We start from the raw sequence: 14,776 nt of genomic DNA, 5'->3' as shown, positions 1-14,776 counted from the left end.
GTTTTTTAATAGAGATTGATTGTCTGTTGCATGAGTTTACTTATCTGCAATTCTTCTCGTCTTTAGTATCAGCGTTACTCGTTTATTGTTATTTTCCTGGATTGAAACGAGAAAAGCAAGTGTAAAATCGAGAATAACTCTTAATTGGCTTTCCCTCCGGCCGCCGAACATTACCGAAATCAGCAATCATGCTACATTTATGTGCTCATCTTCTTTAGAGGATGCGATGGTGGTGGGAACGTCAGCGATGATAGGAACGGAGCTTGATAGCATCGTGAATCAACACACGGATAAGTTCTGCAATCCCGTCGTGTTACTTAGAACAAATTCCGTTGCCCGTGATTCATCCGAGATCCACTTCTTTCAGGCGTTAGGCAATGCCCATGCTGAGCGCACAGAAAAAAAAAAAAAGAGAACCATTGCTGATTCTCTTTGTGATTCCGGCGGGATTCAAACCCACAACCTTCTGATCCGTAGTCAGATGCTCTATTCAGTTGAGCTACGGAACCTCTCGTGGCGCCTCATTTCTCAATTGCGGATGCAAAGGTACTATATTTTTTTCAGACTACCAAACTTTTTTGCCTTTGAATTTTGCCAGTTTTTATTTATAGGTTTGATTCCTGTCCAGATGCGCACGGACAAGTAGCTGATTCATTGCATCTTCCGTATTGAAACCATAACATCTGACTGAATAGAGATGTGTACGACGTCTTCAAGACATAAACCGCACAGAAACAAAACAGAAACAAAAAAAAGAGAACCATTGCTGATTCTCTTTGTGATTCCGGCGGGATTCAAACCCACAACCTTCTGATCCGTAGTCAGATGCTCTATTCAGTTGAGCTACGGAACCTCTCGGGTGCCTCATTTCTGAATTGCGAGTGCAAAGGTACTATGTTTTTTTCACTCGACCAAACTTTTTGGGATTTTTTTTCAAAAAAGGTGCATTTTCCTTGGTTTTCCTGCCATTTCTTAGCCTTTTTACACCTGTTTTTCAAAGGAGAGAGAGACAATTATGCAAAATGATCCTCAACAACTGCGAGACAAAAAACGCTGTGCCCCACCCTTGCCTCTTGATTTATATATATGAATTTAGGTATGATAGATTACAATTAGAAGAAATCCGTTGGCTGTCTCACGAAAATATTCTACCTTTGCAAGCATGAAGAAGACATTTGCCGTATTGGGAATGATGTGTGCAGGATGTGCAGCAAGTGTGGAAAAAAAACTCAAAACCACAGAAGGGGTGACAGACGCTGCTGTCAACCTGCCTGCACGTACAGTATTGGTGGAATATGACGAACACCGCACGTCACCAGAACAACTACAGGCATCGCTGGCGCAAGTGGGCTACGACCTTGTTGTGGAACAAGACCGCAACGTAGAAGCCATTGAGCGAAGATCATGGCAGCGAATCCTGCGACAGGCCCTGCTCTCGTGGGGCTTTGCCCTCATGGTCATGTTGGTGGCAATGGGTTATATTCCGATGGGAAACCGCAATACGGAAAACCAAGTGATGCTCGTCATCGCGCTGCTCAATCTGTGTTACTGCGGACGGAGTTTCTACTGCAATGCGGCTCGACAACTCCTGCACCGTTCCGCCAATATGGACACCCTTGTGGCACTCTCCACCGGTATTTCGTTTGTCTTCAGCAGCTTCAACACCTTTTGGGGCGATAGCTTCTGGGGAGCACGAGGCATGGCGTGGCACACCTATTACGATGCATCGGTCATGATTATCAGTTTTGTGCTGACAGGCAGACTCCTGGAAGAGCGTGCCAAGCACAACACAGCCTCAGCAATCCGCGCCCTGATGGGACTCACTCCAAAGACCGCCCACCTCGTTGTAGATGACACGGTAAGCGATGTGATGCTGGCAGCCCTGCAACAGGGTGACACGATAGAAGTGAGACCTGGCGAAAAAGTACCCGTAGATGGCACCATTATCCCAGACTGCCGCACCAGCATCGACGAGAGCATGATTACAGGTGAAGCTGTGGCTGTGGAAAAAGCCCCCGGCGACAAGGTGCTGGCAGGTACCATCGTGAAAGAAGGCACGTTCCGCTTCAAGGCAGAAGAGGTGGGTCAACAGACCGTTCTGTCGCAGATGATTCGCATGGTGGAAGAAGCACAAGGTTCCAAAGCGCCCGTACAGCGTGTTGTGGATCACGTGGCTGCGGTATTCGTGCCAGCCGTGGGACTCATTGCCGTAGCAACCTTCCTGCTCTGGTATCTTATCGGAGGCAGCAACTGTCTGCCGCAGGCTGTCATTTCTGCCGTATCCGTACTGGTCATAGCGTGTCCATGCGCCATGGGACTTGCCACGCCAACCGCCCTCATGGTGGGAATAGGCAAGGCGGCAGAAGCCGGCATACTGATCAAGGATGCCACCGCATTGGAACTGTTGCGCAACGTGGACAGCATGGTAGTAGATAAAACAGGAACCATGACTCTCCCCTCACCCGATGGTCAAGGCGAACAACTCAAGCCCTTTGCCCGTGAAGCCGTGGAGGAGTTACATAAAATGGGCATCACCCTCTACATGATGAGTGGCGACAAAGAAGAACGCGTCAGACACTGGGCACAGGAGGCAGGTATCAGCCACTACAAATGGCAGGTATTACCACAAGACAAAGACGATGCGGTAAAGGCCCTGCAACAAGAAGGCAGACACGTGGCCATGGTGGGAGACGGCATCAACGACTCGCAGGCATTGGCACGTGCCGATGTGAGCATTGCCATGGGACGCGGCACCGATGTGGCGATGGACGTGGCGCAAGTCACACTCATGGGCGACGACCTCAGGCGCATCCCTGATGCTATCCGATTGTCAAGACGCACGGTGGCAATGATCCGTCAGAACCTCTTCTGGGCATTTATATATAATATGGTGTGCATCCCACTGGCAGCCGGACTGCCTTACGCCTTTGGCGCACACTGGCAGATCACCCCGATGTGGGCATCTGCCCTGATGGCCTGTTCGAGCGTCAGCGTAGTGCTCAACAGTCTGCGACTGAAACGAAGCAATACCGTCATTCCGTCATTCACGAAACAAGCATAACAAATGGAACGCAAAGAAATCACCTTCGACACCTTTATCCGTGGCGTACTCTTCGTAGCCGTACTGGCAGGTATCATCCTCCTGCTGCGCCGCCTCAGCGGAGTGCTGCTGCCTTTCTTCCTGGCATGGCTCATTGCCTACCTGCTCTTCCCGCTGGTCAAATTCTTTCAGTACAAATGCAGGCTGCACTTCCGCATTCTCGGCATCCTTTGTGCCTTTCTTGTGGCAGGAGGCATTGTGTCACTCGCTTTCTGGCTCATCATACCACCCATGGTGGAAGAAGGAATAAGAGTGAAGGATCTGGTGCTCCATTATATAGAGACCAATGCCACCTTCAACAACATACCAAGTCAGATACAGGAATACCTGCATCGTCACCTTACCGGCGATGAGGTCAAAGCCATGGTCACGCAAGAGGGATTCATGCAAGCCATGAGAGAGGCCATGCCCAAGATATGGGCCATCATCACCCAAAGTATCGGGGCGGTAAGCAGTCTGCTCTCGGTCACTATGGTATTCCTATACACCCTGTTTATCCTCATCGACTATGAGAGACTGACCACAGGATGGCCCGACCTGTTGCCACAACGCTACAGAGCCTTTGCCGTGCAACTGGTACACGACGTAGAGGACGGTATGAACAAATATTTCCGCGGACAGGCCTGCGTGGCATTCTGCGTAGGTGTGCTGTTCAGCATCGGATTCCTCATCATCGACTTCCCCATGGCGGTAGGTTTGGGCATGCTCATCGGCCTGCTCAACATGGTACCCTACCTGCAAATTGTAGGTTTCGTACCAACGGTACTGCTTGCCATCGTCAAAGCGGCAGACTCAGGAGAAAACTTCTGGATTGTGTTACTCATGGCACTCATCGTGTTTGCGGTGGTTCAGATCATTCAAGACACCATTCTCACCCCACGCATCATGGGTAAGGTCATGGGCCTCAACTCAGCCATCATCCTACTCTCACTGTCTATTTGGGGGTCGCTGTTGGGCATGTTGGGTATGGTAATCGCCCTGCCTCTCACCACATTGCTCATCACCTATTACCAAAAATACATTGTCAAAAAAGGATAAAAATCAGATAATTATTTGTCATTATCCCATTTTGTTCGTACTTTTGCATGCAAAAGACCATGGTTTATGGCAAAGAATATCATACGGTCATAGACATACAAAGACAACATATTAAGAATAATACAAAAAAATTACAGAACACATCGATATTAGAGGATACAACAACAAACAAACGACACAACAAAATAAAAAGATTGTTTTTAACAATGGGGAAAGGATTACAACAACATATTGTGCGAGCCATTGTCACTGTGTTCTTCATCATATACACAGTGGCTTTGTCGGCACAAAACAACCAATACCGCATGGATGACGGTCTCTTCAAACTCTACGAAAAGGCCTACAAAGAACGAAAAACGCTGGCAGGAAAAATTCTCGCAGATACCATCATAGAAAGAGCTAAAGCCATAGGAGACCGAAATGGCGAAATCACGGCAATGACCATCCTCTTGCTGTACAACTACTATCAGGAAGACAATATGCCCGCTGTGGAACGCGAAGCAAAAAAACTGATGGATAAGGCTACTGCATACGAAAAATGGACCTACTACTATTTCGCAGCAGCCAACCTCACCAACTATTATATCAGGGAAAAAAGATACCTCGAAGCCTATACGATAGCTCTGGAACAAAGAAAAATCGCAGAGAAAAACAACCATCTCATAGGCATTCGAGACAGCTACTATTCACTGGCAACCATACAACAATACCGAGGAGAATATGCGAGAGCTATCGACAATTACCGCGAGTATATCAAATACTCGAAAGACCACAATATACCTTCCAATTTCACAGACACTTATGCAAACATCTGCAATTGTCTAAGAAAGACTCAAAGCTTTAGAGAAACACTCCAGGAAGTGAAGGAAGCATGGGCCGAATGTAAGTCGGACTACAACCGGTTTGACATTAAACTACAGGAATGTTACGCACTCTTCATGCTGGGAAGGTATGATGATTTCAGGAAAGAATATAACTATCTGAAACAACATGAAGCATACGACCGTGATCTGCACGGCGACGTGAAAGAAGCTGTGGAAACATTCAAGAAAATGCTCGACGGAAAAGACCAGGAGGTGTTGGAAACCATCAAGAGACTCAAAGAGGAAAGCGAACTGGAAGGGTACAGACTGGCTGTGGCATACTATAAATACAAAGGGGACTACGCCAAAGCGGTCAAAAACCAATGGATGCTCATTGATGTTTATGGAGATTACGCCGGCGAACTGGTTCAAAACGATGATCGTATCGTAAAAAACATGTCCAACATACAGCAACATGAAAGAGAGGTGCAGCAGATGGACTATCAAAACACCCAACTGGCCATGGCCAACGCACAACTCTCACTCAACAAATCAACCCTCGAACTCAACAAATCACAGGACAATGCACAACTCGCACAACTGCAGGCTGACAGAAACAAGCTAAACTACCAGAACCAACAACTGGAATCGCAAAGACTGCAAAACAAGCTTGAACAAGAAAACAAAACACGACAGGCGGAAGCAGAACAATACCGCCTCAAGAAAGAGGGAATGGCACTTTGTCTGACCTTTGTCGTACTCATCGCCATCAGCTTCACACTCTATGCTATCATACGATGGAGACACGGAAGACAGTTGAAACAGGGCATTAGAAAACTGCGAGAGAGCATCTCGCTACTGAATACCGCCAAACTCAGAGCCAGTGAATCGGAACTGACTAAGACACGCTTCATACAGAACATGAGTCACGAGATAAGAACACCACTCAATGCCATCGTGGGATTCTCTAACGTACTCGTCACCATGGGCAACGAACTGTCAGAAGCAGAAAGTCAGGAACTGACACAATATATCACAACAAACTCAGAACTGCTCACCACCTTGGTCAATGACATTCTCGACCTGACTAACCTGCAGAGTGGTAACTTCGTCATGACCAAAGAAATTGTAAAGGTCAACGAACTCTGTCGGGAAACCATGGAAACCGTCAGACACAGATTGGCAGGAGGCGTGACGCTGACATTCGAAACAGAGTTGAATGAAGATTTCGAAGCCGTAACAGACCGCAAGCGTGTGCAACAGGTGCTCATCAATCTATTGACAAATGCTGAAAAGAACACAGAAAAAGGCAGCATCATACTGTCTTGCAAAAAGATAGAAAATACCGATATGATCTCTTTTACTGTCACAGACACAGGAATCGGCATTCCTGTCGAACGGATGGATGAGATATTCCAACGTTACAAGAAACTCGACGACAAAAAACAAGGTTCCGGACTCGGTCTCGACATCTGTCGCACCATTGCAAAAAAACTTAATGGTGAAATCAACATCGACCGCCAATACACCAATGGTGCACGTTTCTACTTCAATATTCCCTACAACGCATGAAACAGACAAAAAGAACTACAATATACACCCTGCTGATCATCCTGCTGTTTGGCTTGGCTTTGCCCACACAAGGACAGAACAATCCATTCAAGATCAACGACAGCCTGTACCCACTATACCTCAGAGCCAACTACAACAGAAAGAACCATATCTGTCTGGAACAGGCTGACTCACTAAGGAGAAAAGCCATCAGGCTAAAAGACCACAAGGCAGAAATCCTTGCTCTTCTCGTTCCTCTGAAATACCAAATAACAAAACAGCACAATTTCCCTGCCGTTTGGAAAGCAAGTCAGCAGGTAAGAAAGAAAGCACAGGAATACAACTATCTGCAGTATTATTTCTACACTTCTACAACTATGGCAAACTACCTCCTGTCTGAAGACAGATTCGACGAGGCGAAAGAACTGATGCAGAAAGACATCCAGTTTGCCACAAAACACAAACACCCATACGGCATTCAAGCAGGCTATGTGGCATTGGGAAATATGCTGATGGTAAGAGGGGAATATGCACATGCCATTTTCTACTACGAAACAGCACTACAATTCTCACAGGAACACATGCAGAAACAGGAGCGGTCAACAATCTATCCTCACATCTGCGATGGTAACATACGTTTAGGACGATTCCAAGAAGTCGTCAACGCAGCAAATGAGGGCATCCGCTACTGTTATTCAGAACCTACAAAAGCTGGACTCTACGGCTACAAAGCTATTGGCCACTTCATGACAGGTGATTACGCCAACTTCAAGAAAAGCTATCAGGAATATTTCAAGAGATTGAATACTGTCCCTATTATCGCAACAGAATACCTTATTTTATTGAACTCATTATACGCCATTTCCAATCAGGATTCTGTGAAATATCAGGAATACAAGAACAAACTGTCTGGACTGCTCAGAAAATACAGCTCCTATGCCTACTATTCATACAACGGACAATATGACAAGGCGGCAAAAGTCATGAACAAAATTGTAAGACTCACACAAAACGGAGGCAACACCAACATCCTCACAGACCTTGCAGGCATGAGAAACAGCTTTGCCATGCAGATTGCTGACATCGACAAGCAAAAGGCTGCCAACGAAATGGCAAAGCTACAACTGCAACTGGCCCAACTGCAACTGGCCAGCAACAACCTTGAGATAAGCAATGCGGACAGACTCAAGAAATTGGCAGAGATGCAGAACGGTCGTAACCTGCTCGCACTACAGAACCAAAAACTCAAGTCTAACAAACTGGGCGTTTCCATCGACAGTCAGAAGAAACTGGTAGAACTGCAGAAACGACAATACAACATGCAAAAACTGATCATGGTAGCCATGGCGGCTATTGCCCTGCTGCTCATTGTTGGCACGATCATCTATCTGAAAGCTAACAAAAAAATGGAGCGACGACTGTCCAAACTCTCTAAAAATCTGACCCATACATTGGCCGAACTCAACATCGCCAATAAAGAAGCACAACATGCCGACCAACAAAAGACACTCTTCATACAAAATATGAGCCACGAAATAAGAACACCACTCAACGCCATCGTAGGTTTCTCGCAAGTGCTTACCGACCCCAGTTTCAACATCAGCGATGAAGAGAAATCGGACCTAACCTATAGAATCACAGAAAACTCAGAGCAATTGAGCAACCTAATCAATAATATCCTTGATCTGACCTCCATAGAGAGTGGAAAATATCAATTGATAATAGAACCGGCAGACATCAATGGTGTGTGTCGGGATGCCGTAGAAGAAGCACGCAGTCACGTGGCAGAAGGGGTGATGTTAACATTCAACACCCAACTGGCAGAAAGCGAAAAGATTGAAACTGACGGAATGCGGGTGAAACAGGTTGTGACACACCTGCTGAATAATGCTATCAAGAACACAACAGCAGGCAGCATACAGGTAAACTGTTCGAAGAACCAGAAAGGACAAACCTTCATCACAGTAACTGACACAGGTGTGGGCATTCCGCAAGACAAGCAAGAAACCATCTTCGAACGCTTCGGAAAACTGGATCAATTTAAACCTGGATCAGGTCTCGGACTGGAAATCTGTCGCACCATTGCCCATAAATTAGGAGGTGATGTGTACCTCGATCCCGACTATACCAACGGCGCACGTTTTTGTTTTTTCTTTGGGAAACCAGAAGGAAAAGCGGCAGAGGTCTGATCCTTCAAAGGATACTTACTCCTGACGCAACATGGCAAGATAATCATCGTAAGAAATGTGACGACCACCCATGGAACGGAGATGCGGAGTTTCAAACTGGCAATCGATCATCAGTCCGCCATTCTTCTCCATCAGTTGTGCTAAAGCGATGAGTGCCACCTTGGAGGCAGATGGGGCCAACGAGAACATACTCTCACCCATAAAACAACGACCAAGACAAACTCCATACAGTCCGCCAACGAGTTGTTCATCCCCATCCCACACCTCCACACTGGCGGCAAACCCCTGACGATGCAATTCGGAAAACGCAGCTATCATCTGAGGACCAAGCCATGCACCTTTCTCTTCAATTCGCAGTTCGCTACAATTATCTATAACAGCTTGAAAATCTTGATTAAACGTCACATGGTAAATATTTTTATTTAACAGCGAACGCATGGAGTGACTAATATGAATCTCATGAGGTAAAATCACATAACGGTCCATCGGACACCACCATTGAATCTCGTCATAATCACGAAAACTGTACCAAGGGAAGATGCCGTTACTATAAGCAAGTAACAGGCGATCAACACTGAGGTCACCACCAATGGCAAAGAGTCCGTCATCATCACCACGGTGTGGATCAGGAAACCAGAGATTGTTGTCAAGTCGATAAATCATAACTGCTCCAAATCATTTAACAACAAAAACACCATCCTTACAGTCCACAGTGGCTATTCCACCCTTGCTGAGAGAACCAAACAACAAGGCACGCATCAACAACGGTTTGATATTGTTGCCAATCACTCGATCCATCTCACGAGCACCGTATTCCGGTGTAAAGCCAAGTGTAAGCAGACGGTCGAAGGCCTGCTGAGAAACAGTTAGTTTCACCTGGCGCTGGCCAAGCTTGTCAGAAAGGAGGGCAAGTTTCTTACGAAGGATAAGCGTTGCCATTGTCTTGTCCATATCACGAAAAGTCACAATATCGGTCAGGCGGTTGATGAATTCAGGCTTGAACACCCTCTTCACCTGTTGCCGCATAGCCTCACCACGGGACACATGCCCCGTGAAGCCAACGCTGGCCTGTGAAGCATACTGCGCTCCTGCATTAGAAGTCATAATAATGATAACATGATGGAAATCCGCCTGCTGACCTCGGTTATCTGTCAGGCGGGCATAGTCCATTACTTGAAGTAGAATATTATAAATGTCGCTATGGGCTTTCTCAATCTCATCAAGCAGAAGCACACAGTTGGGCGTCTTACGAATGGCCGAAGTAAGCAGACCACCATCATCATACCCCACATAACCGGCAGGCGAACCAATAAGTTTGGCAACGGTATGCTTCTCCGCATATTCAGACATATCGAAACGCACCAATTCCACGCCCAACTGACGAGCAAGCACACGGGCAACCTCTGTCTTACCAACACCAGTGGGCCCCACAAAGAGCAATGAGGCCATCGGTTTGTCAGAATCGGTAAGACCAGCCTTGGCCATCATCACTGCATCTGTCAGACGCTCAATGGCCTTATCTTGACCATAGATCTGACTCTTCATCTGTGTGACAAGGTCTTTCAACGAATTATTATCGGCCTCTTTCAAGGCATCGGCATCAATACGGCAAACCTTATTTAATATTTCATCAACCAGGCTCTTTGTCACATAGTTATGCAGACGATTACGCGGGTGGACTTCAAGATAAGCACCTGCCTCATCAATAATGTCAATGGCTTTGTCGGGCAACTGGCGATTTGTTATCAACCGAGCCGAACTCTCAACAGCATACGTCCAAGCATCCTTCCGGTAGATTACATTGTGATAGTTCTGAAAGGTTGGTAACAATGCTTCTACAATACGAAGGGTGTCCTCTACAGACGGTTCCTTAATGTCAATCTGCTGGAAACGACGAGTAACGGCCTTCGACTTGGCAAGGGTACGATTGAAGGCTTCATAGGTTGTTGAACCTATAAAACGGAGTTTACCCCGATCAAGATAGGGTTTCATGACATCAAAAGCACTGATACTATCAGATTGCGCTTGTTCACCACCCATCATCAAATGAATCTCATCGAGATAGATCACACTGTTACCTTGGGCTGTAGCACCGTCCAGAACATCCTTGAGGCGCTTTTCAAACTCGCCTCGAAACTGTGCACCAGCCATCAACTGTCCCATTTCAATAGAATATATGTGGGCCTTTTGCAACCTATAAGGCACATGACCTTTGGCGATGCGTTGTGCCAAACCATAAATCAGAGCGGTCTTACCCACCCCAGGCTCACCGATATGGAGCGGATTGTTCTTCTCCATACGGCAAAGCACCTCTATGGTACGGTCAAGTTCTGCCTCGCGACCGATAATGGGCAGATGATCAGTGGCTTCTGCTGTAATATCAGTGGTCCATTGTTTCCAATCTGATGACGAAGCAAAATCAGAAGGACCTCCCATCATCTCATCATCGTCCTCCAAGTCATCATCATCCAAGTCATCGTCTTCTAAGTCATCCAAGTCATCGTCAAGTTCTTCTTCAGCAACATAAGAATCCTTTGCATCGCAATATTCATGAAGAGATAACAGAAGAAACACTTCCGTGACTTTGATATGTTTGGTCAACAGATAGGTCCCCATACACTCAGCATCACGCATCATGGCTTCAATAAAGGAAGTCACACACAACACACGATCAGCATTTTCTCCTTTGCATATCGTGAAAATCCGACGCATAGAAGACGACAGTTCCAAATCTACTGGCTTTGGGGCTTTTTCTTGAGAAGCTAACCATTTTTCAACATCTTCAGCCAATTCACCAGGCTGACAATCTAAAGATTGCTTCAATACATTAACAAAAGACGGTGCTATTTGGCATAGAGCCAACAGCACATGTTCAGGCATCAGAAATTCATGGGAAGACCGATGAGCAAGTTCACAGGCTTGCTGGATGGCCCTATTCATCGTGGTTGTTATTCTCATTGCTAATTATCGTTTGATCATTCAGGAATATAACTCAAGGTCAGAGGAAAACCTTTGGCACGGGCAAGACGCATGGCTTTGTCAACCTTGGAACGCGCAATATCAAGCGGATAGACGCCCACCACAGCCTGACCTGTACGATGAATGGCCAACATGAGTCGTTCTGCCTCATCAGCAGACTTAAAGAACACGTCCATCAGCATCATTACCACAAAATCCATCGTTGTGAAATCATCGTTATGACAAATCACCTTATAACGTCCCGGCTCCTTCATATTGAGGCGCACGCGCATTGTTGATTGAGTTTTTTCTTGAGCCATAATCCACGTAAAATGTAATACTATAGTGCAAAGGTAATCATTTTCAGCAAAATAAGATGCAAATATTTTGCCTTTTGGTTTATTTGTAGTAATTTTGTGGTCAAGATATTAATAAGTTACTACTATGTTTGACAAAGAAACTTACATCAGGCGAAGAGCCGAATTGAAAAAGCTGGTAGGCAACGGAGTCATTGTACTCTTCGGAAACAATGAATCACCCTACAACTCACCTGCCAACTGCCATGCACCAATGCGTCAGGACTCTACGTTCCTCTATTACTTTGGACAACACCGCGACGGACTGGTAGGAGTAATTGACGTGGACAACGACACAGAAATGCTCTATGGTGACGATATTGACATTGAAGACATCGTATGGATGGGATTCGTAGATAGCGTGAAGGTTTTGGCAGATGCTGTGGGCGTCAGCATCACAGGACCGATGAAAGAACTCTCACACGTTTGTCACGAGGCATTAGCAAAGAAACGCACCATCCACTTTCTGCCACCCTATCGACACGATACCAAAATACAAATCATGGATTTGTTGGGCATCCACCCCTCACAACAAAAGGATGCTGCATCTCTACCATTGATTCATGCAGTGGTAAAAATGCGTTCGACCAAGGAAGAACAAGAGATTGCTGCCATTGACCGCGCCTGCAATATCGGCTACGAAATGCACACCACCGCGCAACGTCTGACAAAAGCAGGAACAACAGAACGTTACGTTGGAGGACAAGTTGACGGAATAGCCCGTTCAATGGCCCAGGACACAAGTTTTGCCACCATCTATACCCAACACGGTGAAATCATGCATGGCAATCCATCAGATGCAATACTGCAAGACGGAAGACTTGTCATCTGTGACGCAGGATGTGAACTGGATGACTATTGTTCTGACCATACAAGAACAATGCCTGTCAACGGAAAATTCACCCAGCGGCAACTGGAAATCTACAGCATCGTAGAAGCTTGCCATGATTATGTATTGGAAGTAGCCAAACCAGGAGTTAAGTACAAGGAAGTACACTTTGCCGTATGCCGTAAAATGGCTGAAAGCCTGAAAGAAATCGGTTTGATGAAGGGAGACATTGATGAAGCTATTGCAGCAGGAGCACACGCCATGTTCCTCCCCCACGGACTTGGGCACATGATGGGTATGGACGTACATGACATGGAAAGCATCGGACAAATCTATGTCGGATTTGACGATGAGACAAGACCCAATCTGGAACAATTCGGCACCAACTGCCTAAGAATGGGAAGACGGTTGCAAGAAGGATTCGTCGTTACAGACGAACCGGGAATCTATTTCATCCCACATCTCATTGATGAATGGAAAGCTAACGGACACTGCAAAGACTTCCTCAATTTCGATATGCTTGAAACTTACAAGGACTTTGGAGGAATACGCATCGAAGATGATGTACTGATAACCAATGACGGATGCCGTTTCTTGGGAAGCAAACGTATTCCATACCATCCCGCAGAAATAGAAGAAATAATGGCAGGAAACAAATAAAAACGAACAAGCAACAAATAAATAAAAAAAGAGAACTAATTATGAAGAAAACATTCATTATCGCAATAATGGCAATTCTTGCCATTGGTGCTCAGGCTCAGGAAAAAAAGACTGAGAACAAAAACAAACCGGTATTCACCGTTGTCAAGGAGAATCCTATTACATCTATCAAGGACCAGAACCGTTCGGGTACGTGCTGGGCCTATTCTACTCTTTCGTACTTTGAGGCAGAAATTCTGAAAAAGACAGGTAAGACCTATGACCTCTGTGAGAGTTTTGTGGCCAACAAGGACTACATGGACCGTGCCATACAGGTTGTAAGACTGCACGGAGACTGCCAGTTTGCACAAGGCGGATCAGCTTATGATGTGCATTACGTGCTCCAGAACTACGGAATCTGTCCAGAAGAGGCCATGCCTTTCCCTGGTTCACTCTATGGTGACTCTCTCAACAACTTCAACGAGTTCTTCTCGCTGCTTGAACCATACGTGGCTGCCGTATCAAAAAGCAATGCTAAGAAAATCTCTAACCAGTGGAAAGTTGGACTGCAGGGCATTCTCGATGCATATCTTGGCAAATGTCCGGAAGAATTCACCTACCAAGGCAAAAAATACACTCCAAAGAGTTTTGCTGCTTCACTCGGCCTCGACTGGAACGACTACGTTAGCATAACTTCTTTCACTCACCATCCTTTCTATACCGCTTATGCTGTTGAAGTACAGGACAACTGGCGCAATCCTCTGAGCTACAACGTACCTATGGACGAAATGATGAAAATCATTGATAATGCCATTATGAACGGCTACACTGTAGCATGGGGCGGAGACGTTTCAGAAGAAGGATTCACACGCAATGGATTGGCTTATGCCATCGACACCAAGAAGACTGAGAGCCTTCAGGGAAGCGACATGGCACGCTGGCTCAAGATGACTGCCCAGAAAAAACGCAATCTCATCGACTCACTCGGATGCACCGTACCCGAAGTTAAAGCAACACAGAAAATGCGTCAAGAGCGTTTCGACAACTGGGAGCTCACCGATGACCACGGCATGCTCATCTTCGGTATTGCCAAAGACCAAAACGGACGCGAATACTATATGGTTAAGAACTCATGGGGAGAAACTGGCGAATATAAAGGAATTTGGTATATGACTAAAACCTTTATCGCAGCAAACACGATGGATTACACCGTTAACAAAAACGCTATTCCTAAGGATATCCGCAAAAAACTCGGCATCTAATAAATGACCTTTTATATGTAAAATCGGAACATACCATGATTTTTTCCATGG

9 protein-coding genes and 2 tRNA genes are annotated in these 14,776 nt (G+C 46.0%); 6 read left to right on the top strand and 5 right to left on the bottom strand.

The window, feature by feature from the left end; genetic code table 11:
• Nucleotides 1-435: 435 nt before the first annotated feature.
• Nucleotides 436-509, bottom strand: a tRNA-Arg gene (locus CIK96_RS01425).
• Between the two features lie 270 nt (nt 510-779).
• Nucleotides 780-853, bottom strand: a tRNA-Arg gene (locus CIK96_RS01420).
• Between the two features lie 309 nt (nt 854-1,162).
• On the opposite strand from CIK96_RS01420, the gene CIK96_RS01415 reads away from it, so the two are divergent.
• The 4 genes from CIK96_RS01415 (at nt 1,163) to CIK96_RS01400 (ending at nt 8,681) form a co-directional block, all read left to right on the top strand.
• On the top strand, nt 1,163-3,061 hold the full coding sequence (locus CIK96_RS01415) for a cation-translocating P-type ATPase (protein ID WP_094439213.1): 1,899 nt from the start codon (nt 1,163-1,165) through the stop codon (nt 3,059-3,061).
• Nucleotides 3,062-3,064: 3 nt separating this feature from the next.
• A complete protein-coding gene (locus tag CIK96_RS01410) occupies nt 3,065-4,138 on the top strand; it encodes an AI-2E family transporter (RefSeq protein ID WP_094436004.1) in 1,074 nt (357 codons plus the stop codon).
• A 206-nt stretch (nt 4,139-4,344) separates the two neighbouring features.
• Nucleotides 4,345-6,513, top strand: coding sequence for an ATP-binding protein (locus CIK96_RS01405; RefSeq protein ID WP_158214815.1), 2,169 nt, complete (start codon nt 4,345-4,347; stop codon nt 6,511-6,513).
• Complete coding sequence (locus CIK96_RS01400; protein WP_094389393.1) at nt 6,510-8,681, top strand: HAMP domain-containing sensor histidine kinase; 2,172 nt, start codon at nt 6,510-6,512, stop codon at nt 8,679-8,681. The genes CIK96_RS01405 and CIK96_RS01400 overlap by 4 nt, the downstream gene beginning before the upstream one ends.
• Before the next feature lie 15 nt (nt 8,682-8,696).
• On the opposite strand, the gene aat is transcribed toward CIK96_RS01400, so the two are convergent.
• From aat to CIK96_RS01385, 3 genes are read right to left on the bottom strand one after another with little or no spacing between them, the layout of a single operon-like run.
• Nucleotides 8,697-9,344: a leucyl/phenylalanyl-tRNA--protein transferase gene (gene aat, locus CIK96_RS01395; RefSeq protein WP_094439211.1), complete on the bottom strand. Its 648-nt coding sequence runs from the start codon at nt 9,342-9,344 to the stop codon at nt 8,697-8,699.
• Between the two features lie 12 nt (nt 9,345-9,356).
• Nucleotides 9,357-11,639, bottom strand: a complete 2,283-nt coding sequence (locus CIK96_RS01390; RefSeq protein WP_254046359.1) for an AAA family ATPase — start codon at nt 11,637-11,639, stop codon at nt 9,357-9,359.
• Nucleotides 11,640-11,656: 17 nt separating this feature from the next.
• The gene (locus tag CIK96_RS01385; RefSeq protein ID WP_094389396.1) at nt 11,657-11,959 is read right to left on the bottom strand and encodes an ATP-dependent Clp protease adaptor ClpS; all 303 of its coding nucleotides are present in this window, start codon (nt 11,957-11,959) and stop codon (nt 11,657-11,659) included.
• A 124-nt stretch (nt 11,960-12,083) separates the two neighbouring features.
• On the opposite strand from CIK96_RS01385, the gene CIK96_RS01380 reads away from it, so the two are divergent.
• The gene (locus tag CIK96_RS01380; RefSeq protein ID WP_094439206.1) at nt 12,084-13,484 is read left to right on the top strand and encodes an aminopeptidase P family protein; all 1,401 of its coding nucleotides are present in this window, start codon (nt 12,084-12,086) and stop codon (nt 13,482-13,484) included.
• A 41-nt stretch (nt 13,485-13,525) separates the two neighbouring features.
• On the top strand, nt 13,526-14,725 hold the full coding sequence (locus CIK96_RS01375) for an aminopeptidase C (protein WP_094439204.1): 1,200 nt from the start codon (nt 13,526-13,528) through the stop codon (nt 14,723-14,725).
• Nucleotides 14,726-14,776 lie beyond the last annotated feature (51 nt).

This window comes from Prevotella sp. P4-98 (assembly GCF_002251405.1).
Lineage (GTDB): Bacteria > Bacteroidota > Bacteroidia > Bacteroidales > Bacteroidaceae > Prevotella.
This window is presented reverse-complemented; position numbering and strand designations above follow the sequence as displayed.